Below are 23,721 nucleotides of genomic sequence, written 5' to 3'. Positions count from 1 at the left end.
GTTCGTCCATCGGAGTGCGAGTGGAGACGTATCGGATGGGGGAACCGGGCGGCGGCGTTGCGGGTAGCCTGGCGAACCGTCAGGAACCGCCGCACGGATGTGCCGGAACGTCCGCGGCGGCGAGCCTTTCGGAGGATTGTCGGCGACCGGGGGTACCCTGCTGCCGACCGTCCCACCCCCGAGGAGCACAGGCACGTTGACCGCTGCGACCGCTGAAGCGACCACCGAAGACCCGCACGGCTACTCCGCCCGGCACCTCTCGGTGCTGGAGGGCCTGGAGGCCGTGCGCAAGCGACCCGGCATGTACGTCGGGTCGACCGACAGCCGGGGCCTCGCGCACTGCCTGTGGGAGATCGTCGACAACTGCGTCGACGAGGCCCTCGCCGGCTACTGCACCCACATCAGCGTGACGCTGCACGCCGACGGGTCCTTCGAGGTGGCCGACAACGGCCGCGGCATCCCGGTCGACCTGGAGCCCAAGACGGGCCTGCCGGGCGTCGAGCTGGTCATGACGCGGCTGCACGCGGGCGGCAAGTTCGGCGGGGTGTCCTACACGGCGTCGGGCGGGCTGCACGGCGTCGGCGCGTCCGTGGTGAACGCGCTGTCCGCGCGGCTGGACGTCGAGGTCGACCGCGACGGCCACACCCACGCCATCAGCTTCCGGCGCGGCCTGCCCGGCGAGTTCGCCGACGACGGCCGCCCGAACGCCCGGTTCAAGAAGAAGTCCGGGCTGCGGCAGATCCGCAAGGTCGCCAAGAAGGTCACCGGCACCCGCGTCCGCTTCTGGCCCGACCTGCAGATCTTCCTGAAGGAGGCCACGGTCGAGCAGTCCCTCGTCCTCGACCGGATGCGGCAGACCGCGTTCCTCATCCCCGGCCTCACCATCGACGTCCGCGACGAGCGCGGCGAGGAGATCCTCGACGAGACGTTCCGGTTCGACGGCGGCATCAGCGAGTTCTGCGCCTACCTGGCCAAGGACGCCCCCATCGTCGACGTCCTGCGGCTCCAGGGCCGCGGCCACTTCACCGAGACCGTCCCCGTCCTCGACGACCAGGGCCACCTCACGCCCACCGACGTCGAACGCGACCTCGAGGTCGACATCGCGCTGCGCTGGGGCAGCGGTTACGACACGATCACCAAGTCGTTCGTCAACGTGATCGCCACCCCGAAGGGCGGCACCCACGTCCGCGGCTTCGACCGCGCCGTGCTGAAGGTGCTGAACGAGCAGCTCCGGGCGACGAAGCTGCTGAAGAACGGCGACGAGGACGTCCTGAAGGAAGACGTCCTGGAGGGGCTCACCGCGGTCGTGACCGTCCGGCTTCCGGAGCCGCAGTTCGAGGGGCAGACCAAGGAGGTCCTCGGCACGTCCGCCGCGACCCGCATCGTGTCCCAGGTCGTCCTGCGGGAACTGCGCGCGATCTTCGAGAACCCGCCGCGCGGGCAGAAGCAGCCGCTGCGGGCCGTCCTGGAGAAGATCGCGGGCGCCGCCAAGACCCGCATCGCCGCCCGCACCCAGCGCGACAACCAGCGCCGCAAGAACGCCCTGGAGAACTCGGCGCTGCCCGCCAAGCTCGTCGACTGCCGCACGGCCGACGACCGCAGCGAGCTGTTCATCGTCGAGGGCGACTCGGCGCTCGGCACCGCCAAGCTCGCCCGCGACTCCGAGTTCCAGGCGCTGCTGCCGATCCGCGGCAAGATCCTCAACGTGCAGAAGGCGTCCGTCGCCGACATGCTCAAGAACGCCGAGTGCGCCGCGATCATCCAGGTCATCGGCGCCGGGTCGGGCCGCACGTTCGACATCGACGCCTCCCGCTACGGCCGGATCATCCTGATGGCCGACGCCGACGTCGACGGCTCCCACATCCGCACCCTGCTGCTCACGCTGCTGTACCGCTACATGCGGCCGATGCTGGAGGAGGGGCGCGTCTACACCGCCGTCCCGCCGCTGCACCGCATCGAGCTGGTCAAGCCCAAGAAGGGGCAGGACAAGTACGTCTACTGCTACAGCGACGGCGAGCTGACCCGCAAGCTGGTCGAGTTCGAGCGCAAGGGCCAGCGCTGGAAGGAGCCGGTGCAGCGCTACAAGGGCCTCGGTGAGATGGACGCCGACCAGCTCGCGGAGACCACCATGGACCCGCGCCACCGCATGCTGCGCCGGATCCGCGTGGAGGACGCCGACGAGGCCGCCAAGATCTTCGAGCTGCTGATGGGCAGCGACGTGGCCCCGCGGCGCGCGTTCATCACCGCGGGCGCGTCCGAACTCGACGCCGAACGCATCGACGTCTGACACCGCCCCGGGCGCGCCCCCGACGCGCGCCGGGGGTGTCCACCTGGCGGTGGAGGGCGGTGGAGGGCGTGTTTCCAGCCTGACGCCGATCCCCGGCGCCGCCCTCGTCCCATAGTTTCGTAGCGTGAAGTCCGCGAAGTGTAGAACGTCGCTGATCGAGCGGTACGCGATGGCGGCCATCGTCACCGTCCTGCTGGCATGGGCGCTGGTCGCGTACGTGCGGGCCCTGTTCGACTCCGAGGACCCGCCGGCGCTGCACGGGGTCGGCCTGGCCATCACCGTCCTGAACGTCGTCATGATCCTCCTGCTGGTCGGCGGCGTGCGCGTCGGCCGGCAGAAGGAGTCGCGGTGGCGGGCGGCGTCGATCGCCCTGCTGGTGGGCGCCGTGACGGCCTCGGTCACGTTCTACGGGATCGAGCCCGACTTCGGCGGCGGCTTCGTCGTCGCGATGATCGCTCTCTGGGCGCTGTTCTTCCGGCTGCCGCTGCTCGTGGGCATCGCCGCGAGCGGCGCGACGGTCCTCACGGTGAGCGTCCTCGGCGCGCTGTTCCGGGACGACGGCGCCGATCTCGGGCTGCTGATCGCGTTCATGGGCGTGACCCTGGGCGCCGCCGCGAGCAGCCAGGGGATGGCCGCGCAGGAGGCGACCCGCCGCGCGGAGGCCGCCAACGCCGTGCTCGCCGAACGGTCGCACATCGCGCGGGAGATCCACGACATCCTCGCCCATTCGCTGTCGGCGCAGATCGTCCATCTGGAGGGGGCGCGCCTGCTGCTGTCCCGGGACGGTGACCGTGTGCAGGCACTGGACCGGGTAGAGCGCGCGCGGAACCTCGCCCGCTCGGGCCTGGACGAGACCAGGCGGGCCTTGGCCACGCTTCGCGGGGAGATCCCGGAGCCCAAGGAGGTCATCGCGGAGCTTGCCGAGGAGTTCCACGCGAGCACGGGCCGTCCTTGCGACGTGCAGGTGACGGGTGCACCGCGCGAACTGTCGCCCCAGGCGGGGCTTGCGGTGGTCCGCACAGCGCAGGAGGCGCTCACGAACGTCCGCAAACACGCTCCCGGCGCGCACGCACAGGTTGTCCTGCGGTACCTGAGCGACAGGGTCGAGCTCGAAGTGACCGATAGCGGCGCCACGGAACCCGTCCTGGAACTGGGCGGCGGCGGGTACGGGCTGGTGGGGATGCGGGAGCGCGCCGAACTGATCGATGGGACGCTGGTGACCGGCCCGGACGGCGGCGGATTCCGCGTGTCCCTCCGGGTGCCGGTGTGACGGGAGGCGGGGCCGCGGTGAGCGAGAAGACGAGGATCCTGGTCGTCGACGACCAGACCGTCGTGCGCGAGGGGCTGGTGCTGCTGCTCGAACTCCTGCCCGGCCTCGACGTGGCCGGGGCCTGCGGGGACGGCGAGCAGGCCGTGGCGATGGTCGCGGAGCTGGGCCCGGACGTCGTGCTGATGGACCTGCGGATGCCGCGGATGGACGGCGTAGAGGCGACCCGCCGGATCAAGGCGGCCCATCCGGACGTGGAGATCGTCGTCCTGACCACCTACGCCGACGACGAGTCGATCTTCGCCGCGCTGCGCGCCGGGGCCCGCGGCTACCTCACCAAGGACGCCGGCGCGGACGAGATCGCACGGGCCATCGCCGCCGTTCGCGGGGGAGCGGCCCAGCTCGATCCGGCCGTCCAGCGCCGTCTGGTGGAGGCCGTCGCGACCGGCGACCGGCCCCGCCGCGCCGGCCGCGACGGGCTGCCGGACGGGCTCACGCCCCGCGAGGCCGAGGTCCTCGCCCTGATCGCGCGGGGACGCTCCAACGCCGAGATCGCCGGCGATCTGTTCATCTCCGAGGCGACCGTCAAGACGCACATCAACAACCTGTTCGCCAAGGCGAACCTGCGCGACCGGGCGCAGGCCGTGACCTACGCGTTCAGGCACGGCCTCGCCGGTTGATCGTCGATCACCGCGGTGCAAGATCTCGGTCAAGGGCCGAGCGGGCGCGTCCGGGCGGCCGGGACCATGAAGAGCGTGCTCAGAACCTGCATGATCGCGGACTACCTGCGCCCGTACGCGCAATGGCGGATCAACCGTCCCGACCCCTGTGACGACGGCCGCAACGCCCGTGCCGCGATCGGTCTCATCGACGCCGCCGCCTACGTGATGCAACTGGACGAGAGCGCGCGCGTCATCGTCCGTATGGCCGTTGCCGGATGCTTCACCATGGGCTGTTTCAACCCGGGTCCCGAGGGCGAGAGACTGGTCCGTTTCTGGCACTACGACGATGCCGGCGGCGGGCCGTCCGACCTGCTCGAAGGGCTGGCGGCGGCCGCCGAACGCTGCCTGCGGCCGAGGAACGTCGAGACCATCGTGCTGCCGCGCCCGCGCGAGGGTGAGGCCACACCGGCGTAACACGGACGGTGTGATTCAAGCGCTGTGATTTCAAGCGGTGTGATTCGGCCTGTGTGATTACGAGGGGTGTATTACACCGGCTCGTTTCCCGGCTTCCATTTGATTCCGCAGCCGAGGCTCGGCGTGTGCGGCTCGGGCACGGCCTTTCCCGCCAGCACCAGATCGAGCGCGGCCCTGAGCGTCGCGCCGTCCGCCGGGACGTCGTTGCGGGGGCGGGCACCGTCGAACTCGCCCCGGTACGCGAGCCGCCGCTCCCGGTCGTACAGGAAGAAGTCGGGCGTGCAGGCGGCGCGGAACGCCCGTGCCGTCTCCTGCGACTCGTCCACCAGGTAGGGGAACGTGAACCCGGCGCGTCCGGCCTGTTCGCGCAGGTGCTCGGCGCCGTCGTCGGGATAGTTGACGACGTCGTTGCTGCCCACGGCGACCGTCGCGAGGCCCTTGGCCGCGTACTCGGCGGTGAGGGCGCCGACGGCCGTCTCGACGCGCCGCACGTACGGGCAGTGGTTGGACAGGAACGCCACCAGCAGGGCGGACGCCTCAGGGAAGTCGTCGTGCGACACCGTTCCGCCGTCGATGGACGGAAGGCTGAACGCCGGAACCGGGGACCCGAGCGGAACCATGAACGATGCGATCGGCATGCCGCCATTGTGACGCACCCGCCCGGGCTCATTCCTCGGGCTCGTCCTCCTCCGGGGGCGGCGGGCCGAGGGGGCCGCTGATGGCGGTGAGCGGGGTGTCGAGTTTCTCGCCCGAGCCGTCCCTGCGTCCCAGGGTCACGTTCAGCATGGCCGGTCTGCCGTTGGCCGCCGCGGCGCGCAGGGGGGTCGGCGCCGCCCACGCCTGGAGCAGGACGTCCTCGCCCTTGAGGAAGCGGTGCGCGCGGACGCCGCCGGTCGCGCGCCCCTTGGACGGGAAGTCGGCGAAGTCGGCGAGCTTGATCGCGCCCGTCTGGGTGCCGGGCAGCGCGGACGACGAGCCGGACACGGTGATGACGCGGGCCTCGCGGGACGGGTCGATCGCGCCGAACCACAGGACGCGGGCGTCCGCGCCGAGCTTGATGCCCGCCATGCCGCCCGCCGCGCGGCCCTGCGGCCGGACGTTCGAGGCCGCGAAGTGCAGCAGCTGCGCGTCGGAGGTGATGAAGACGAGGTGCTGGTCGTCGGACGGGAGGTGCACGGCGCCGACGACGCGGTCGCCGTCCTTGAGGCCGATGACCTCGAACTCGTCGCGGTTGGCGGGGAAGTCGGGGACGACCCGCTTGACCACGCCCTGCGCGGTGCCGAGGGCGAGGCCGCCGCCCTCGTCGGTGACGGCCGCGATGCCCACGACCGTCTCGTCCGGTTCGAGGTCGACGTACTCGGTGACCGGCGCGCCGCCCGCGAGGGACGGCGGCGTCGCGGACGACGGCAGCGTCGGCAGGTCGAGAACGTCCACGCGGATCATGCGGCCGTGCGACGTCACCGCGCCGACCTGCCCGCGCGCCGTGGCGGGGACGACGGACGTCAGCACGTCGTGCGCGGCACGCGGGCCGCTGTCGGGCAGCGGGCCGGCCTCGTGCGTGCGGGCCATCAGGCCGGTGGACGACAGCAGCACCGTGCACGGGTCGTCCGCGACCTCCAGCGGGACGGCCGACACCGCGGTCTGCCCGGACGATTCGAGCAGGATCGTCCGGCGCGGGGTCGCGAACTCCTTGGCGACCTCGCCGAGCTCCTTGGACACGACGCCGCGCAGCTTGCGCTCCGATTCGAGGATCGCGGTCAGCTGAGCGATCTCCTTGGCGAGCTGCTCCTTCTCCTTCTCCAGCTCGAGCCGGTCGTAGCGGGTGAGGCGGCGCAGCGGCGTGTCGAGGATGTACTGGGCCTGGATGTCGGACAGCTCGAAGATCTGCATCAGGCGCTGCTTGGCCTGCGCGGCGTCGTCGCTCTGCCGGATGACCTGGATGACCTCGTCGATGTTGAGGAGCGCGATGAGCAGGCCGTCCACGAGGTGGAGGCGGTCCTCGCGCTTCTTGCGGCGGAACATCGAGCGGCGGCGGACGACGTCGATGCGGTGGTCGACGTACACCTGCAGCATGTCGCGGAGCCCGAGCGTGCGCGGCTGGCCGTCGACGAGCGCGACGTTGTTGATGCCGAAGGTCTCCTCCATCGGCGTCAGCTTGTAGAGGTCCAGGAGGACGGCCTCGGGGTTGAACCCGTTCTTGACCTCGATGACGAGGCGGAGGCCGACGTTGCGGTCGGTGAGGTCCTTCAGGTCGGCGATGCCCTGGAGCTTCTTCGCGTTGACCAGTTCCTTGATCTTGGCCTTGACGCGCTCCGGGCCGACGGAGTACGGCAGCTCGCTGACCACGATGCCCTTACGGCGGGGCGTGACGTTCTCGATGGTCGTGGTCGCGCGGGTGCGGAACGTCCCGCGGCCGTTGGCGTAGGCGTCGCGGATGCCGTCCAGGCCGACGATCTTGCCTCCGGTGGGCAGGTCGGGGCCGGGGACGTGGCGCATCAGGTCGTCGAGCGTGGCGTCCGGGTGGTCGATCAGGTGCCGGGCCGCGGCGATGACCTCGCCGAGGTTGTGCGGCGCCATGTTCGTCGCCATCCCGACCGCGATGCCGGACGCGCCGTTCACCAGCAGATTCGGGAACGCCGCCGGGAGGACCTCGGGCTCGCGCTCCTGCCCGTCGTAGTTCGGGCGGAAGTCGACGGTGTCCTCGTCGATGGAGGCGACCATCAGCATCGCCTCGCGGGACAGGCGCGCCTCGGTGTACCGCATGGCGGCGGGCATGTCGTCGCCGCCGAGCGAGCCGAAGTTGCCGTGCCCGTCGACCAGCGGCATCCGCATCGCCCAGGACTGCGCCATCCGCACCATCGCGTCGTAGATCGCGCTGTCGCCGTGCGGGTGCAGCTTGCCCATGACCTCGCCGACGACGCGGGCGCACTTGACGTGCCCGCGGTCGGGGCGCAGCCCCATCTCGTTCATCGAGTACAGGATCCGGCGCTGGACGGGCTTCAGCCCGTCGCGCACGTCCGGAAGCGCCCGCTGGTAGATGACCGAGAGGGCGTACTCGAGGTAACTGCCGCGCATCTCGTCGGAGACATCGACGTCGACGATGTTCTCTTCGAAGTCCGGCGGCGGGGGAGGTGCCTGGGATCCGCGTCGTGCCATGCCCATATTCTGGCCGGTCCCAAGGACATCTTTCGCCCGCCCCAGCCGGTGTGGCGCCCGGTTCGCCGAATCGGTGCCGTTCCGTCACCTCGGCAGAACTGGCACATTGGTGCGGGACGGTTTCGGATCATCGCAGGTGGAGGCTTCCTTGAGCGCGCTGGCCGACTTCCAGAACTCGATCTATCTGCAGGGGCTCGGCGACGTCGTCCCGGCGCTGCCGACCGATCTGACGAGGCTGGAGGGCCTCGCCGAGGGGTCGCTGTCGGCGCGGGCGTTCGGGTACGTGGCGGGCGCGGCGGGCAGCGAGGCGACCGCGCGGGCCAACCGCGCGGCGTTCGACCGCTGGCGGATCGTGCCGAGGATGCTCAGGGACGTGACCCACCGCGACCTGTCGGTGGACGTGCTCGGCACCGCGATGCCATCCCCGGTGGTGCTCGGGCCCATCGGTGTTCTGTCGATCGTCCATCCCGAGGGTGAGCTGGCCGTCGCGCGGGCGGCGGCTGCGGAGGGCGTGCCGATGGTGCTGAGCACGGCGTCCTCGCACAACATCGAGGACGTGGCGGAGGCGAACGGCGGCGGGCCGCGCTGGTACCAGCTGTACTGGCCGAAGAACCGGGATCTCGCCGTCAGTTTCCTGGAGCGGGCTAAGGCGGCCGGTTACACGGCGCTCGTCGTCACTCTGGACACGTTCACGCTGGCGTGGCGTCCCCGGGACCTCGACCAGGCGTACCTGCCGTTCCTGCGCGGCATCGGCGTCGCGAACTATGTCAGCGACCCGGTGTTCCAGGGCATGGTCGGCGGCCCGATCACCGACGCCAACCGGGACCAGGCGATCCTGCACTGGGTCGCCAACTTCGGGAACCCCGCCCTGACCTGGGACGACCTGATCTTCCTGCGCGAGCACTGGGACGGCCCGATCGCGCTGAAGGGCATCCAGCATCCCGACGACGCACGCCAGGCCGTCGACGCGGGCATGGACGGCGTGATCGTCTCCAACCACGGCGGACGGCAGGTGGACGGCGCCGTCGCCTCCCTCGACGCGCTGCCCGGCGTGGTCGACGCCGTCCGCGACCAGGCGACGGTGCTCTTCGACAGCGGAATCCGCACGGGATCGGACATCGCCAAGGCGCTCGCGCTCGGCGCCGAGGCGGTGCTCGTCGCGCGCCCGTACGCCTATGGGCTGGCGCTCGCGGGTGAGGCTGGCGTACAGCACGTCCTGCGTTGCCTCCAGGCAGAACTGGAACTGACGCTGGCGCTCTCTGGCTTCACCCGTCCGGACGAACTGAATCCGGAAATCCTCGTACGCGGCTAACGGGCGGTCGTCAGAGGCGGCGGGCCAGGACGAGGCTTCCGCGTTTCGTTACCGGGAGGGGCGTCCGGAGCCGCCGCGCCGCCTCGGCCGCCTGCGACCGGGGCATGTGGCGGGCGACCAGGTAGTCGCGGACGGCGTCGTGGTCGGGCAGCGTGATCAGCGGCGCGTCCCACCGCTCCACCTCGACCTCGCCGAACACCTCGCAGACGCGCGCCGGGGCGTCCTCGGCGTCGAACGTGGTCGGCTCGGGACGCCAGACGGGCGACAGTTCGGGGCTGTCGGTCCGGCAGATCGCGGTGACGAGGAGCATGCCGCCGGGCGCGAGGACGCGGCGGGCCTCGCGCAGCGCGAGACCGGGATCGTCCAGGTGGTAGAGCATGTTCACGGCGACGGCGGCGTCGAAGGTGCCGTCCCGGAACGGCAGGCGCAGCGCGTCGGCCCGGACGCGCGGTGCCGGATGGGCGCGCAGGAGGGCGGCGGACGCGTCCAGCCCCACCAGCCGGAACGGCGGCGGGTCGGGGAGGGCGTCGCTGAGCGCGCCCTCCCCGCAGCCGATGTCCAGGACGTGGGACGGCCCGCCGTTCAGCAGCTTCGCGGCGATGTGGTCATGGAGGCTCCGCGCCCCGATCAGGTACTTCCCGGTGACCCTGGAGGCGAGGCGGAAACGCTCCGGGTCGGAGTCGTAGTCGGGTGTGAGGGCCATGGACGGAGTCTGCCCTGTCGACCGCTTTGAAAAGCGTCACCGGGGGTCACATCGGGGGCCGCCCCGGGGAGTCAGGCGGAGGCGCCGCCGTCGACGACGAGATCGTGCCCCACCACGTGGCTCGACGCGTCCGACGCCAGCCACAGCACCGTCTCGGCGACCTCCGACGTGTCGGCCACGCGTCCGGACGGGGCGGCCGTGCGCATCCGCTCCGCGCGCTCGGCACGGGTCTCGCCGGGGAGCAGCGACATGGGCGTGTCGCTGGCGCCTGGGCTGACGGCGTTGATCCGGACGCCGTCGGCGATGTGGTCGAGGGCCGCCGCGCGGGTCAGCGCGCTGACCGCCGCCTTGGACGCCGCATAGGCGGCCAGCCCGGGACGGCGGACGTGCGCGCCGATGTTGGAGGCGACGTTGACGATCGACCCGCCGCCGTTGCCGCGCATGTGCGCGATCTCGTGCTTCATCGACAGGAACACGCCGGTCAGGTTCACCGCGAGGACGTCGTCCCAGGCGGCCTCGCCGACATCGGCGAGCGGCCCGGTCGCGCCGAGGATCCCGGCGTTGTTGACCGCGACATGGAGGCCGCCGTGGCGTGCCGCGACGGTCTCCACCATCCGGGCGACGCCGGAGGTGTCGGTCACGTCGGCGACGATGTGGGCGGCGCGTTCGGGGCCGATCTCCTTGACCGCGTCGGTGAGCGCGGTCTCGTCGCGTCCGGCGAGGACGACCGTGGCGCCCTCGCGGGCGAAGCCGTGTGCGATGCCGCGGCCGATGCCGCCCGCGCCGCCGGTGATGAGCACGGTCCTGCCGTCGAAGGTCATGGCCTGTCTCCAGTCTCTCAGAATCTAGATCGATCGTTCTTGAATTAGGGCGCGGAAAGCCCCGCCCTGCGGGAAGGCAGGGAAGATCAGCCGAAGATGGCGAGGGCCTCGCGGGTCGCGTCGCGGATGCGGTCGTCGTCGGCGGGGGCGCGGCCCAGCACCCGCAGGCCCTGGAGGAACACGACCAGGAACCGGGCCAGCGCGCGCGGGTCACGGTCGCCGGGCAGTTCGCCCTGCGCGCGGGCGCGGGTCAGCGCGGAGGTGAGCGACGCCTCCAGGAACGTCCAGCTCGCCTCGACCAGGCGGGCGGCCTCCGGATCGCGGGCGGCCAGTTCCACCGCCGTGTTGACGACGAAGCAGCCGTGTCTCGGCCGATCCCGGGACGACTCCGCCGCATAGGCCTCGACCAGTGCCCGGACCTGCGGCAGGACGGGGCCCGGCTGCGACACCGCCTCCGCGACCGACGGGTCCGTCGTGCGCAGGTAGTGCTCGAACGCCTTCAGGTACAGCTCGTGCTTGCCGCCGAACGTCGCGTAGATGCTGGCGCGGGCGACACCGAGCCGTGCCACGAGATCGGCCATGGAGGTCGCCTCGTAACCGCGCTCCCAGAACAGGTCCAGGGCGCGGCCGAGGGCCTCGTCCGGGTCGAACTCCTTCGTCCGTGCCATGCCGGGACGATAACCCTATCGGGAACGATCGGTCAAATATCAGAGCCGGGGGCGGGCGGGGACGGCCGGACGGTCGAGATCCAGGGCGTCCAGCACCGACCCGTCCGCGGCGAGGGCCTCGACGAGCGGGCCGTGGCGCGCTCCCCACACGACGGCGACGTGGCCGTGCGCGGTGACGTCCAGCAGCCGCTTGCCGACCCGGATCCGCGCGACCTCAGCCGACGCGCGCAGCCGCGCCTCGTTCACCCACTTCGCGCCCCACGGAAGCAGCCGGCCCGCGTTGCGGACCGTCCGGCCCGACCCGTACTTCAGCAGGTAGCGGCCCATCTCACCGGACGAGCGGCGGGCCAGGGGCTCTTCGGGGGCCGAGCCGCCGGCGCCGCCGAGCTCCATCCACTCGCCGTCGCGGCGGTGGAACGTCCAGCCCTCGATGAAGCCGGGCGCCGCGTCGCCCCACCGGTGCAGGAACGTGACAACGGCGACGTCGCCGTCCATGTCGAGACCGAGCGGAAGGAAGTCCCGTCCGTCGTCGCGGGCGGCGGGGGAAGGGTCGGGCAGGCCGTCCCTGAGGAGGCGCATGCACTCCTCGCGCACCTCTTGGTCGTTCATGTCGGGGGACCTCTGGATCGTGCAGGGCGTTCACGTGAGCCGGGTGACCGGGGCGTTCGCGTTGGGAGGACGTCCGTGCAGGTGGGGCGAGGGGTCCTCGCGCTAGAGGGCCCCACGTCGGACACACTCTAGAGGTCCGGCTCGTCTGCTTTCACCTGCCTGGCGCACTCCCGTCCCTGGTTTGCCATGCGCCCGTCATCGGGCCTTCATACACGTTCGATCCGGCGACGCGGACATCACCATCAGTGCCTCGCATACCCGGCGCGATGGTGGCATTAGGTTCACCACGGCATGTGAGGCTCGGTTCCTGGTGGCCCGCGAAACAGGGCAATACGGTTGCTCCATGGCAACCACCTCCCTGATCGCGCCGCGTGCCCGCGTGTACGCTCCGTGGTCGGCGGCGGCGTGGCGCGACACCGCGTTCGTCGCGTCCGGGGTGCCGCTGCAGGTCGCCGGATGGCTGATCGCGGGCTCGATCCGGATGCTCTGGTCGCCGGGGAACTCGGTGGAGATCCTGATCACGGCGTGCGCGTCGGTGGTCCTGGTGCTGCTCGTGCTGCGGCCGCTCACGTCCTGGCAGCGGGAGCGCTGCTGGGCGATGCTGGGCCTGCACATCCCGCGGATGCCCGGCTTCGACGACGGGCTGCTGCGCGACGCGCTCCGCGACGTGCGCTCGCCCGAGCTGTGGCGGGTCCTGCAGTACCACATGGCCGCCGGGCCGCTCCTCGCGCTCGGCGGGATCGGCGTCATCGCGACGTGGGCGAGCGGCGCCGTCCTCACCGTTTCCGGCGTGTACGGGTGGGCGCTGCCGGAGTCCAGCCCGCTGAACCCGACGACCCATCCGGCGCGGATCGCCGCCCTGACGGGGGTCGGTGTGCTGTTGCTCGTGGCGGCGCCGTGGGCGGCGGCGGGCGTCCGCCGCCTCGACGCCCGCGCCGCGTCCGCGCTGCTCGGCCCCGACCGCGCGAAGGAGCTGGAGCGGCGCGTCGAGGACCTGGCCGAGAAGCGCGCCAGCGTGGTGGACGCCGCCGACCTCGAACGCCGCCGCATCGAGCGGGACCTGCACGACGGCGCGCAGCAGCGGCTCGTCTCGCTCGCGCTGAACCTCGGGCTGGCGCGGGAGACCCTCCGCGGCGTCCCGGACGAGGCCATGCAGGTGATCGTCGAGGCGCACGAGGAGGCCAAGGAGGCGCTGACCGAGCTGCGCACCCTGATCCGCGGCCTGCACCCGGCCGTCCTGGAGGACCGCGGGCTCGATGCGGCGCTGTCCGGCGTCGCCGCGCGGGTGCCGCTGCCCGTCCGGCTGCGGGTCGAGGTCGAGCCGCGCGCCTCGTCCACCGTCGAGGCCGTCGCGTACTTCGTCGTGTCCGAGGCCCTCACCAACGTGGTCAAGCACGCCCGCGCCACCGAGGTGGACGTCGCCGTGACCCGGCGCGGCGCCACGCTGCACGTGAGCGTCACCGACAACGGCAAGGGCGGCGCCGACCCGGCCGGCGGCCCGAACCCGTCCGGCGGGACGGGGCTGGCCGGGCTGGCGCGGCGCGTCCGGTCCGTGGACGGCACGTTCCGCATCACCAGCCCCGCCGGGGGACCGACGACCGTCACCGTGGAGCTGCCGTGCGCGTTGTGATCGCCGAGGACTCCGTCCTGCTCCGGGCCGGGCTGATCAAGCTGCTGGAGACCTCCGGGTTCGAGGTCGCGGCGGCGGTCGGCGAGGCCGAGGGGCTGCTCGCCGCCGTCCGCGAGCACAGCCCGGACGCGGCGATCGTGGACGTCCGGATGCCGCCCGGCTTCACCGACGAGGGCGTCCGGGCGGCGCTGGTCATGCGGCAGGAGTCGCCGGAGGTGGCCGTCCTGCTGCTGTCCCAGTACGTGGAGGAGCGGTACGCGGCGGACCTGCTGGCCGCCAGCACCCGCGGCATCGGCTACCTGCTCAAGGACCGGGTCGCGGACGTGTCGGTGTTCCTGGACGCGCTGCGGCGGGTCGCGTCCGGCGGCACCGCGCTCGATCCCGAGGTCGTCTCCCAGCTGCTGCTGCGCCGCCACCGCGACCCGCTCGACCGGCTCACCCCGCGCGAGCGGGAGGTCCTGGCGGTGATGGCGGAGGGCCGCTCCAACGCGGGCATCGCGGCGGCGCTGGTGGTGAGCGAGAGCGCGGTCGCCAAGCACATCAACAACATCTTCGCGAAGCTCGACCTCCCGCACACCGACGGCGACCATCGCCGCGTGCTCGCCGTCCTCCGCTTCCTGGACGGTGAGCCGTGACCGTCCCCGGCACCGGACCGGCCGCCCGGACCGCGCCGCGAGACCCGGCCGGGCCCCCAGCGGTCCCCGGACGCCCTCGCCGGCGCGGGATCTGGATCGTCCTGGCGATCGTGACCGCGCTCGCCCTGGTGGTGCCGGCCGGTCTCAAGGCGTGGGGGCACGCCATCCGGCAGACGGCGATGTCCGACACCGCCTTCACGCACGCGATCAAGGAGCTGCGGCTCGACGCCGGCGGCGCCGAGGTGTCGGTCGGGCCGGGCCCGGACGGCGAGGCGCGCATCTACAAGCGGCTCAGCTGGGGTCTCCGCAAACCGGACATGACCGAGAAGGTGGTGGGCGGCGTCCTGGTGATCGCGTTCCGCTGCAACGGATCCGGCCTGGTCAGCGGCCGGGGATGCGGCGCGGACATCGACGTCCGGGTCCCGCGCGGGACGCGGGTGACGGCCGTGTCGGGCTCCGGGCGGATCAGCGTGCGGGAGCTGAGCGGCGACCTCGACCTGCGGACGGGCTCGGGCGAGGTAAGGGCCGCGGACGTGCGCGGACGGCTGTGGCTGCGGGCCCGTTCGGGCGCGGTCGTGGCGACCGGGCTGGCGTCGCCGGTGGTCCGCGCCGAGGTGTCCTCCGGCCGCCTCGACCTGCGCTTCGCCGAGCCGCCGGACCTGGTGGAGACGGCCGCCGACTCCGGCACGCTCAAGATCATCGTCCCGCCCGGGTCGGTGTACCGCGTCGTCGGCTGGACGGGCTCGGGCTCGGCCCACCTCAACAAGGCCGTCCTGGACGATCGCTCGCCGCGCCAGATCTCCGTCCGCAGCGGCTCGGGCGACAGCTACCTCGACTATCGCGACGAGGAGTGACCGTTTTCGTCCGGCCTTTCCGCGCGGGCACGGACCGGGCGGAAAGGCCGGATGGATGAACATCGTTCAGTGACGGCGGCCACACCGTCCGGATTTGCGTCATGGGTGTGGAGCGGGTTAACTGCTGACATGAGCTCCGTACGCCTGTGCCTTGAGCACCGCCCGCAGACTTCGCGGGCCATGCGGCGTATGTGCGGCTGTCGAATGTGTGAACGCTGAGGGCCCCTGCCTGAGAGCCTCGCGCCCCGAAGCGAGCGAATCCCGACACGCGAGCCACGCATGAGTTTCGAGCGCCACCTGCTGAGCCACGCCCCGTACCCGCCGGGCCTGTCCTGAGCTGAGCCCACCCCACGCCCGGCACCGTGTGCCGGGCGCGCCCTGGTGCGTCCCGACCTGTTCACGCGCCGCCCGGCCCTGACCGGCGGCCTCCCGTCCGCATGGATTGATTCCCTGTGATTCAGATCGAAAAGCTTCGAAAGGTGTACCGCGGCCACGGCCGCGAGGTGACCGCCGTCGACGGCGTCGACCTGACCGTCGCCCAGGGCGAGGTGTTCGGCGTCCTCGGCCGCAGCGGCGCCGGCAAGAGCACGCTGCTGCGCTGCGTCAACCTGCTGGAACGCCCCGACGCGGGCCGCGTGGTGATCGACGGCCGGGACCTGCGCACCCTGCGCGGCGGCGAGCTGCGCCGGGCCCGCCAGGGCATCGGCATGATCCACCAGCACTTCGGCCTGCTCGGCAGCCGCACCGTCGCCGGCAACGTCGCGTTCCCGCTGGAGGTCATGGGCGTCCCGCGCGCCGAGCGGGCCCGCCGCGTCGCCGAGCTGCTGGACCTCGTCGGGCTCACCGAGCACGCGAAGGCGTACCCGGCGCGGATCTCCGGCGGGCAGAAGCAGCGCGTCGGCATCGCCCGCGCCCTCGCCGGCCGCCCGAAGGTGCTGCTGTCGGACGAGGCCACGTCCGCGCTCGACCCGGAGACGACCGCGTCGATCCTGGACCTGCTGCGCGACCTCAACCGCCGGCTCGGCCTCACGATCCTGCTGATCACCCACGAGATGGACGTGGTCAAGAGCATCTGCGACTCGGCCGCCGTCATGCGGGACGGCCGCCTCACCGAACAGGGCCCGGTGACCGAGCTGCTCGCCCGCTCGGGCTCCGAGCTGGCCCGCGGCCTGTTCCCGCTGCCGCCCGCCGAACCCCGTGACGGTCACACGCTCATCGAGGTCACGTTCGTCGGCGGCGCCACCGACGAGCCGTTCGTGTCGGCGCTGGCCCGCAAGTACTCCCTGGACGTCAACATCCTCGGCGGCGCCATCGAGACCGTCGCCGGCGAACGCGTCGGACGCCTCCAGCTGGAACTCCCGGGCGACCCGACCCTGAACGCGACCCAACTCGCCTACCTGCGCGAATCCGGCCTGACCGTCACCGTGAAGACCCCGGCCCCCGCCCCCGACCCCCGGCCCGCCCGTGACGATGCCGAGGAGGACGCCCGATGAGCTGGGACGAGGTCACCCCGCTGCTGTGGCCCGCCACGGTCGACACCCTCTACATGACCGGTGTGGCGACGCTGTTCACCGCGGTCTTCGGGCTGCTGCTCGGGGTGCTGCTGGTGGTCACCGAGCGCGGCGGGCTGCTGCCCGCGCCGCCGGTCAACAAGGTGCTCGGCGTGGTCGTCAACATCGGGCGGTCGCTGCCGTTCCTGATCCTGATGGTGGCGATCATCCCGTTCACCCGGACGATCGTCGGCACCAGCATCGGGAACGCGGCCGCGATCGTCCCGCTGACCGTCGGCGCCATCCCGTTCTACGCGCGGCTCGTCGAGATCGCGCTGCGCGAGGTGGACCCGGGCGTACTCGCCGCGGCGGACGCGATGGGCGCCACCCGCCGGGAGATCGTCGGCAAGGTCCTGCTGCGCGAGGCGCGGCCGGGCCTGGTGTCCGGGCTGACCGTCACCGTGATCGCCCTGATCGGCTACACGGCCATGGCCGGGACGGTCGGCGGCGGCGGGCTCGGCAACCTCGCCGTCGTCTACGGCTACGAGCGCTTCGAGACCAAGGTCATGGTCGCCACCGTGGCGCTGCTGATCGTCCTGGTCCTGATCATCCAGTGGGCGGGGGACCTCGTGGCCCGCCGCCTGACCCACAGGTAACGCAGAGAAAGGCACCTGTCGTGCTACGCAAGATCACTGTCGCATTGGCCTCCGTCGGTCTCCTCGCGGGCCTGACGGCCTGCGGCTCGTCGGCGGCGTCGGACGATCCGGACGCCCCGCTGAAGGTCGCGGTCAACCCCGTCCCGCACGGCGACATCCTGACCTACGTCAAGGACAATCTGGCGGCCGAGGCCGGGCTGAAGATCGACGTCGTGACGTTCAGCGACTACCAGCAGCCGAACACCGCGCTGAAGGAGAAGCAGGTCACGGCCAACTACTTCCAGCACGTGCCGTTCATGGAGGAGTTCGAGAAGAAGTCCGGGACGACGCTGTCGTTCGTCGCGCCCGTCCACCTCGAACCGCTCGGCGTGTACTCGAAGAAGGTGACGAACCTGCGGGCCGTGCCGCGCGGCGCGACCGTCGCCGTCCCGAACGACCCGGCCAACGAGGGACGCGCGCTCAAGCTGCTGGCCGGAAACGGCCTCATCACGCTGAAGCCGGACGCGCCCGCCACCGCGACGGAACGCGACATCGCGAGCAACCCGAAGGGCCTGAAGATCAGGCCCCTGAAGGCCGCGCAGCTGCCCCGCTCGCTGGACGACGTCGACCTTTCGGTCATCAACGGGAACTACGCGATCGAGGCCGGTCTCGCGCCGAACAAGGACGCGCTCGCCGCCGAGAAGCCCGAGGGCAACCCGTACGCCAACGGCGTCGTCACCCTGCCGGAGGACAAGGACGACCCGCGTGTGAAGAAGCTCGTCCAACTGCTGCGGGGCCCCGAGGTCAAGAAGTTCGTCGAGGACAAGTACAAGGGGTCGGTGCTCGTCGCGTCCTAAAGGCGGGAAACGCGGGAAATCGCGCGTACTGTCCGTCGCTCCTGATAGGACAGGGCCGACGATCTAGCTCGCGAAGGGGGACCCCATGGGCGTTTACCAGCACCTCGAGGAGTACGCCGGCCTGCCGGTGGCCACGTTCAACGAGGAGACGGGGGTGGACGACGACGCCGAGGAGGAGGACGACGGCCGCGGCGCGGCGCCCGCCGGAGATTTCCCGCCCGCGGCCGAGGCGGCCTGGTACGTCGGGACGTCCTTCAGCGAGGAGCCGTTCGCGGACATCTTCGCCCGGTTCCTGCGGACGATCGACACCACCGAGATCACGGCGCTGATCATCGGCTACTGGGGCGCCTCCTATGACGACGACGTCGCCGACCCGGTCGCGCTGCTGTGCGAGGCCGCCGCGTCCTTCCCGAAGCTGAAGGCGTTGTTCCTCGGCGACATCACCGGCGAGGAGTCGGAGATCTCCTGGATCGAGCTCTCCGACATCTCGCCGCTGTTCACCGCGTTCCCCGAGCTGGAGCGGTTCGAGGTCCGCGGCTCGCAGGGGCTGACGCTCGAGCCGGTGAAGAACGAGCGGCTGAAGGTGCTGCGGTTCGAGTCGGGCGGGCTGCCGGGGCATGTCGTCCAGGCCGTGGGGGCGAGCGAGCTGCCGAACCTGGAGCACCTCGACCTGTGGCTCGGCGAGGAGAACTACGGCGGCGACTCGACCGTCGCCGACCTCGGCCCGTTCCTCGGCGGCGAGCGGTTCCCGGCGCTGCGCCACCTCGGCCTGGAGGACAGCGAGATCCAGGACGAGATCGCGGCGGCGGTCGCGGGCGCGCCCATCGTGGCGCGGCTGGAGACGCTCAGCCTCGCGATGGGCATCCTCACCGACCAGGGCGCGGAGGCGCTGCTGTCCGGCCAGCCGCTCACCCACCTGCGCAAGCTCGACCTGCACCACCACTTCCTGTCGGACGCCATGGTGGAGCGGGTGAAGGCCGCGCTGCCCGGCGTCGAGGTCGACCTGGACGAGCAGGAGAAGCCGGACGGCGACTGGCACTACATCGCGGTGTCCGAATGACGCAGATCCCCACCGCCGGACGCCGCGCCGCGGTGCCGGAATGACGTTCGCCGTCGTCGGCACGCCCGGCGACCGGCGTCCCGCGCTGTTCGCGGCGGCGTGCCGGTCGTCCGGGCTGCCCGAGCCCCGGCTCACCGCCTGGACCGACGTGCTGCGCGGCGCCGAGCCCGTCCTCAGGCCCGGTGACCTGCTGCGCGTCGACTCGCCCGGCGAGGACCCGGAGGCCGACGCCCTGCTGCGCGGCCCCGGCGAACCGTCCCGGGTGGGCGGCGGGGCGCGCTGGCACCGGACGTTCACGGCGGCGCTGGGGCGGCTGTCCGCGTCGGCGTCGGCGGCCGGAGCGCGGCTGCTCGGCGACGTCGAGGAGATCGCCGTCATGTTCGACAAGCGGCTCGCGCATGCCCGCCTCCGGGCCGCCGGAGTGCCCGTCCCGCCCGCGCTGCCGCAGGTGGACGGGTATGCGGCGCTTCGTGAGCGGATGGACGCGGCGGGGGAGCGGCGGGTGTTCGTCAAACCGGCGCACGGGTCGTCCGCGTCCGGGGTGGTCGCGCTGCAGACCGCGCCGGGCCGGGTTCGGGCCGTGACATCGGCGTTCATGGCGAAGGACGGGCTGTTCAATTCGCTGCGCGTCCGCGCCTACGAGACCGAGGCGGAGGTGGCCGCCCTCATCGACGCGCTCGCGCCGGACGGCCTCCACGTGGAGCGTTGGCTGCCGAAGGCCACGGTCGGCGGACGCGTGTTCGATCTGCGCGTCGTCGTCGTGGGCGGCGAACCCACGCACGCGGTCGTCCGGACGAGCCGTCACCCGATGACGAACCTGCACCTGGGCGGCACCAGAGGCGACCTGTCGACAGTGCAACGCGCCCTCGGGGCGGACGGCTGGCAACGGGCCTTGGACGTGTGCGCGCGGGCCGCCGCCTGTTTCCCGGGCAGCCTCATGGTCGGCGTCGACCTGCTCGTCGGGCAGGGGATGAAGCGCCTCGCCGTCTGCGAGGTCAACGCGTTCGGCGACCTGCTGCCCGGCCTGACCGGCCTGCCCGGCGGCCCAGCCGAGGGCCTGGACACCTACACCGCCCAGATCAGAGCAGCACTGCCCGTATGTACGACATGAACCGGATCATCGGCAGCCATGACGTCCTGCTGGTGACCCTCGACACGCTGCGCTACGACGTGGCCGCCGAACTGGCCGCGTCCGGTGAAACACCCACGCTGACCGGGCTTCTCCCAGAGGGCCGCTGGGAACGGCGCCACACGCCGGGCAGCTTCACCTATGCCGCGCACACCGCGATGCTCGCCGGGTTCCTGCCGACGCCCGCGTCCCCTGGGCCGCACCCCCGTCCGTTCGCCGGGGCGTTCCCCGGCAGTGAGACGACCACAGACGGCACGTGGACGTTCGACACCGCCGACCTGCCGTCCGGGCTCGCGGCGGCCGGCTACCACACCGTCTGCGTGGGCGGCGTCGGGTTCTTCAACAAGCAGACACCACTCGGGTCGGCGCTTCCGTCGCTGTTCGCCGAGAGCCACTGGGAGCGCGCGTTCGGAGTGACCGACCCGGAGTCGCTGCCCAACCAGATCGACCGCGTCGCCGAAATCATGACGCGGCTGCCTGCCGAACGCCGCTTGTTCCTGCTGCTGAACGTCGCGTCCTTGCATCAGCCCAACTGGTTCTACCTGGACGGTGCCACACGTTCCGCCGGAGACACGCGCGCCAGCCATGCCGCCGCGCTCCGGCATGTCGACGCCCACATCGGCCGCCTGTTCTCGCTGATGCGCCGCCCCTGCTTCGTCATCGTCTGCTCCGACCACGGGACCGCGTACGGCGAGGACGGCCACACCGGGCACCGCATCGGCCACGAGGTCGTCTGGACCGTTCCTTACGGGGAGTTCGTTCTGTCGTGAATCAGTACCAGGCGTACGTGTACGCATACCCGCACAAGACCGCCTACCGTCCGCTGCCCGCCCCGCTTCCCGCACTGCGCGATGTATGGGACGGCGAGCGGCTCGATTCGCTCTTCCTCTACATGCACGTGCCCTTCTGCGAAATGCGGTGCGGCTTCTGCAATCTGTTCACCCGCACCGGCGCCCCCGAAGAACTGACCGGCGCCTACCTGGACGCGCTCGACCGGCAGGCCACCGCCGTCCTGGACGCCCTGGGCGGCGAAGCCTCATTCGCCACCGCGGCCTTCGGTGGCGGCACGCCGACCTACTTCACCGCGCCCGAACTGGAACGTCTCTGCGACATCGCCATACGGTTCCCCGGATTCGGCACGATTCCGCTGGGCGTGGAGACGTCCCCGGCCACAGCGACCACCGACCGGCTGACAGTGCTCGCCGAACGCGGCACGACCCGGATCTCCATCGGCGTGCAGAGCTTCCTTGACGAGGAAGCGCGCGCCGCCGTCCGTCCCCAGAAACGCGCCGAGGTAGAGGCGGCACTGGACCGCATACGTGCCGTAGGCTTCCCGACCCTCAACATCGACCTCATCTACGGCATCGACGGCCAGACGCCTGCGACCTGGATGCACTCCCTGAACGCCGCCTTGGCCTGGCGCCCCGAGGAGATCTACCTCTATCCCCTCTACGTCCGTCCAAAGACCGGGCTCGAACACCGGATGCAGGACTGGGACGACCAGCGCGCCACCCTCTACCGGATAGGCCGCGACCACCTCTTGGGCGAAGGCTACGAGCAAGTGTCGATGCGGATGTTCCGCCTGCCCTCCGCCACCGCCAACGGCACCGAATACTGCTGCCAGACGGACGGCATGGTCGGCCTAGGCTGCGGAGCCCGCTCGTACACGTCCCGCTTGCACTACTCGTTCGAATACGCGGTCGAGACGCGACTCGTACGCTCCATCATCGACGACTACGTGGGCGAGGACGACTTCACCACCGCCCGAGTCGGCTTCGAACTGACCGACGACGAACGCCGCCGCCGGCACCTCGTCCAATCCCTCCTCCAGACGGCAGGCGTCGACCGAACCAGTTACCGCTCGCGCTTCAACACAGACCCACTAGACGACTTCCAGGCCGACCTCACGTCGTTTCAAGCCCGCGGTTGGCTGGAGACGTCCGACGACACCGTCCGGCTGACTCCGGAAGGGCTCGCCTACTCCGACGCCATCGGCCCGGCACTGTTCTCACCGCACGTGCAGACGCTGATGGCCGCCTACGAGGCCCGCTGATGGACCACCTGACCATCCTCTACCGAGGACCTCTCGCCAGCTGCGACTACGACTGCCCGTACTGCCCGTTCGCCAAGCGTCGAGACACCCCGGAGCAACTGCGTGCCGACCGCGCCGCACTCGAACGCTTCACCGCCTGGGTCTCCGCACAGGAACACCGCATCTCCGTGCTGTTCACACCTTGGGGCGAGGGCCTCGTCCGCTCCTGGTACAGGCGCGCGCTCGTCGATCTGAGCCATCTCCCGCATGTCGAACGGGTCGCGATCCAGACGAACCTGAGCCACCGCGTGTCGTGGACGTCCGACGCCGACCTCTCCCGCCTCGCGCTCTGGGCGACGTACCACCCTGGCCAGGTGCCGTACGACCGGTTCCTCGGCAAATGCCGCGATCTGACGGCACGCGGCGTGCGGTACAGCGTCGGCATCGTCGGCCAGCCCGAACACCTCGACGCCGCGAGGAACCTACGCGCCGACCTGCCCGCCGGCACGTACCTGTGGGTCAACGCCGCCGAAGGACACACCTACGACGACGCCGAGGCCGACGCCTGGACCGCCGTCGACCCCCTGTTCCCGGTGAGCCGCCGACCGCACGCCAGCCGCGGCCTCCCCTGCCGGACGGGCCACACCGTCGTCTCGGTGGACGGCGACGGCACCGTCCGCCGCTGCCATTTCGTCCCCGCCGTCCTGGGCAACCTCTACGACGGCTCGTTCCGGGACGCCCTGGCCCCGCGCCCTTGCCCCCTCGACACCTGCGACTGCCATATCGGCTACGTCCACCTGGAACCACTGGGCCTCTACGACACGTTCGCGGGAGGCGTCCTAGAACGCATCCCGGCACTTCTCGCCCGCCCCTGACCAGCCCGCACACCAGCGCGGCCGATCGAGACACAAACCGGTAGGTGCGGTTCCCGTGCGCGGGCCCGTGAGAGGGCGCATGCTTGCGTTAGCCGGTGAACTTAGGCGGACCCGTGGACCACTTACCTCGTCCTCACCTCGTCCTCGCGCTCAGCCCGGTCGAGGCGGCCGTGCGCGCGGCGCGCGACACGGTGCGCGCCGCCCTGGCGGGCTGGAACCGGCAGGACCTCAACGGCGATCTCGAACTCATCACCAGCGAACTCGTCACGAACGCGATCCGGTACGCGACCACCATCACGCTCGTCGTCTCCCTGCCCGATGACGCGACCGCCATGGTCGAGGTGTGGGACGACAACCCCGAGGGCCCGGCCGTACCGATCGCCGATCCGCACGCAGAAGGCGGCCGCGGCCTCCTGCTCGTCGGCGCGCTGGCGCGGGCATGGGGCTGGCGCTCCACCGTCGGCGGCAAGGTCACCTGGGCGCAGACCGCAGCGCCGTGAGCGGCGGGAGCGGGGCGGGCGTCCGTTGGTGCCTGGGGAAGTGCGACCAACGGACACCCGCCGGG

General features: G+C 71.5%; 23 protein-coding genes. 17 read left to right on the top strand and 6 right to left on the bottom strand.

What is annotated here, in order from left to right; translation table 11 throughout:
- Nucleotides 1-196: 196 nt before the first annotated feature.
- From ACH34S_RS18585 to ACH34S_RS18570, 4 genes are all read left to right on the top strand, one after another.
- Nucleotides 197-2,287 (top strand): type IIA DNA topoisomerase subunit B, encoded by a 2,091-nt coding sequence (locus tag ACH34S_RS18585; protein ID WP_395953910.1) that lies wholly within the window; start codon nucleotides 197-199, stop codon nucleotides 2,285-2,287.
- Nucleotides 2,288-2,411: 124 nt separating this feature from the next.
- Nucleotides 2,412-3,557 (top strand): sensor histidine kinase, encoded by a 1,146-nt coding sequence (locus ACH34S_RS18580; protein WP_395953909.1) that lies wholly within the window; start codon nucleotides 2,412-2,414, stop codon nucleotides 3,555-3,557.
- A 17-nt stretch (nucleotides 3,558-3,574) separates the two neighbouring features.
- Nucleotides 3,575-4,234, top strand: coding sequence for a response regulator (locus tag ACH34S_RS18575; protein ID WP_395953908.1), 660 nt, complete (start codon nucleotides 3,575-3,577; stop codon nucleotides 4,232-4,234).
- Between the two features lie 75 nt (nucleotides 4,235-4,309).
- On the top strand, nucleotides 4,310-4,690 hold the full coding sequence (locus tag ACH34S_RS18570; RefSeq protein ID WP_395953907.1) for a hypothetical protein: 381 nt from the start codon (nucleotides 4,310-4,312) through the stop codon (nucleotides 4,688-4,690).
- A 71-nt stretch (nucleotides 4,691-4,761) separates the two neighbouring features.
- On the opposite strand, the gene ACH34S_RS18565 is transcribed toward ACH34S_RS18570, so the two are convergent.
- Together ACH34S_RS18565 and ACH34S_RS18560 are read right to left on the bottom strand one after the other, a co-directional pair.
- Entirely contained in the window at nucleotides 4,762-5,328 is a 567-nt protein-coding gene (locus ACH34S_RS18565; protein ID WP_395953906.1) for a thioredoxin family protein, read from the bottom strand.
- 28 nt (nucleotides 5,329-5,356) lie between these two features.
- Nucleotides 5,357-7,846: a DNA topoisomerase (ATP-hydrolyzing) subunit A gene (locus ACH34S_RS18560; RefSeq protein ID WP_395953905.1), complete on the bottom strand. Its 2,490-nt coding sequence runs from the start codon at nucleotides 7,844-7,846 to the stop codon at nucleotides 5,357-5,359.
- A 148-nt stretch (nucleotides 7,847-7,994) separates the two neighbouring features.
- Here ACH34S_RS18560 and ACH34S_RS18555 point away from each other — a divergent pair, with 148 nt between their 5' ends.
- On the top strand, nucleotides 7,995-9,158 hold the full coding sequence (locus ACH34S_RS18555) for a lactate 2-monooxygenase (protein WP_395953904.1): 1,164 nt from the start codon (nucleotides 7,995-7,997) through the stop codon (nucleotides 9,156-9,158).
- Between the two features lie 10 nt (nucleotides 9,159-9,168).
- Here ACH34S_RS18555 and ACH34S_RS18550 read toward each other — a convergent pair whose 3' ends face one another.
- The 4 genes from ACH34S_RS18550 to ACH34S_RS18535 all read right to left on the bottom strand — a co-directional run bounded on the left by ACH34S_RS18550 (nucleotide 9,169) and on the right by ACH34S_RS18535 (nucleotide 11,959).
- The gene (locus ACH34S_RS18550; RefSeq protein WP_395953903.1) at nucleotides 9,169-9,861 is read right to left on the bottom strand and encodes a class I SAM-dependent methyltransferase; all 693 of its coding nucleotides are present in this window, start codon (nucleotides 9,859-9,861) and stop codon (nucleotides 9,169-9,171) included.
- A gap of 71 nt (nucleotides 9,862-9,932) precedes the next feature.
- Nucleotides 9,933-10,682 carry an SDR family NAD(P)-dependent oxidoreductase gene (locus ACH34S_RS18545; protein ID WP_395953902.1) on the bottom strand — a complete coding sequence of 250 codons (750 nt, stop codon included), beginning with the start codon at nucleotides 10,680-10,682 and terminating at the stop codon, nucleotides 9,933-9,935.
- An 86-nt stretch (nucleotides 10,683-10,768) separates the two neighbouring features.
- Nucleotides 10,769-11,350, bottom strand: a complete 582-nt coding sequence (locus tag ACH34S_RS18540; RefSeq protein ID WP_395953901.1) for a TetR/AcrR family transcriptional regulator — start codon at nucleotides 11,348-11,350, stop codon at nucleotides 10,769-10,771.
- Nucleotides 11,351-11,389: 39 nt separating this feature from the next.
- Nucleotides 11,390-11,959, bottom strand: coding sequence for a hypothetical protein (locus tag ACH34S_RS18535; RefSeq protein ID WP_395953900.1), 570 nt, complete (start codon nucleotides 11,957-11,959; stop codon nucleotides 11,390-11,392).
- A gap of 343 nt (nucleotides 11,960-12,302) precedes the next feature.
- Here ACH34S_RS18535 and ACH34S_RS18530 point away from each other — a divergent pair, with 343 nt between their 5' ends.
- The 12 genes from ACH34S_RS18530 (at nucleotide 12,303) to ACH34S_RS18475 (ending at nucleotide 23,656) form a co-directional block, all read left to right on the top strand.
- Nucleotides 12,303-13,589, top strand: a complete 1,287-nt coding sequence (locus tag ACH34S_RS18530) for a histidine kinase (protein WP_395953899.1) — start codon at nucleotides 12,303-12,305, stop codon at nucleotides 13,587-13,589.
- Nucleotides 13,577-14,224 (top strand): response regulator, encoded by a 648-nt coding sequence (locus tag ACH34S_RS18525; protein ID WP_395953898.1) that lies wholly within the window; start codon nucleotides 13,577-13,579, stop codon nucleotides 14,222-14,224. Before ACH34S_RS18530 ends, ACH34S_RS18525 begins: the two co-directional genes overlap by 13 nt.
- The gene (locus tag ACH34S_RS18520; RefSeq protein ID WP_395953897.1) at nucleotides 14,221-15,078 is read left to right on the top strand and encodes a hypothetical protein; all 858 of its coding nucleotides are present in this window, start codon (nucleotides 14,221-14,223) and stop codon (nucleotides 15,076-15,078) included. Before ACH34S_RS18525 ends, ACH34S_RS18520 begins: the two co-directional genes overlap by 4 nt.
- Nucleotides 15,079-15,530: 452 nt before the next feature.
- Complete coding sequence (locus ACH34S_RS18515; protein ID WP_395953896.1) at nucleotides 15,531-16,571, top strand: methionine ABC transporter ATP-binding protein; 1,041 nt, start codon at nucleotides 15,531-15,533, stop codon at nucleotides 16,569-16,571.
- Complete coding sequence (locus tag ACH34S_RS18510) at nucleotides 16,568-17,224, top strand: methionine ABC transporter permease (RefSeq protein ID WP_395953895.1); 657 nt, start codon at nucleotides 16,568-16,570, stop codon at nucleotides 17,222-17,224. Before ACH34S_RS18515 ends, ACH34S_RS18510 begins: the two co-directional genes overlap by 4 nt.
- Before the next feature lie 44 nt (nucleotides 17,225-17,268).
- Nucleotides 17,269-18,060 (top strand): MetQ/NlpA family ABC transporter substrate-binding protein, encoded by a 792-nt coding sequence (locus tag ACH34S_RS18505; RefSeq protein ID WP_395953894.1) that lies wholly within the window; start codon nucleotides 17,269-17,271, stop codon nucleotides 18,058-18,060.
- A gap of 85 nt (nucleotides 18,061-18,145) precedes the next feature.
- On the top strand, nucleotides 18,146-19,120 hold the full coding sequence (locus ACH34S_RS18500) for an STM4015 family protein (RefSeq protein ID WP_395953893.1): 975 nt from the start codon (nucleotides 18,146-18,148) through the stop codon (nucleotides 19,118-19,120).
- A gap of 40 nt (nucleotides 19,121-19,160) precedes the next feature.
- A complete protein-coding gene (locus tag ACH34S_RS18495; protein WP_395953892.1) occupies nucleotides 19,161-20,231 on the top strand; it encodes an STM4014 family protein in 1,071 nt (356 codons plus the stop codon).
- Nucleotides 20,219-21,019 (top strand): STM4013/SEN3800 family hydrolase, encoded by an 801-nt coding sequence (locus tag ACH34S_RS18490; RefSeq protein WP_395953891.1) that lies wholly within the window; start codon nucleotides 20,219-20,221, stop codon nucleotides 21,017-21,019. Before ACH34S_RS18495 ends, ACH34S_RS18490 begins: the two co-directional genes overlap by 13 nt.
- Nucleotides 21,016-22,302: an STM4012 family radical SAM protein gene (locus ACH34S_RS18485; protein ID WP_395953890.1), complete on the top strand. Its 1,287-nt coding sequence runs from the start codon at nucleotides 21,016-21,018 to the stop codon at nucleotides 22,300-22,302. The genes ACH34S_RS18490 and ACH34S_RS18485 overlap by 4 nt, the downstream gene beginning before the upstream one ends.
- Nucleotides 22,302-23,156, top strand: coding sequence for an STM4011 family radical SAM protein (locus ACH34S_RS18480; protein WP_395953889.1), 855 nt, complete (start codon nucleotides 22,302-22,304; stop codon nucleotides 23,154-23,156). Before ACH34S_RS18485 ends, ACH34S_RS18480 begins: the two co-directional genes overlap by 1 nt.
- 113 nt (nucleotides 23,157-23,269) lie before the next feature.
- Nucleotides 23,270-23,656, top strand: coding sequence for an ATP-binding protein (locus tag ACH34S_RS18475; RefSeq protein ID WP_395953888.1), 387 nt, complete (start codon nucleotides 23,270-23,272; stop codon nucleotides 23,654-23,656).
- Nucleotides 23,657-23,721 lie beyond the last annotated feature (65 nt).

The organism is Actinomadura sp. 3N508 (assembly GCF_044326375.1).
Lineage (GTDB): Bacteria > Actinomycetota > Actinomycetes > Streptosporangiales > Streptosporangiaceae > Spirillospora.
This window is presented reverse-complemented; position numbering and strand designations above follow the sequence as displayed.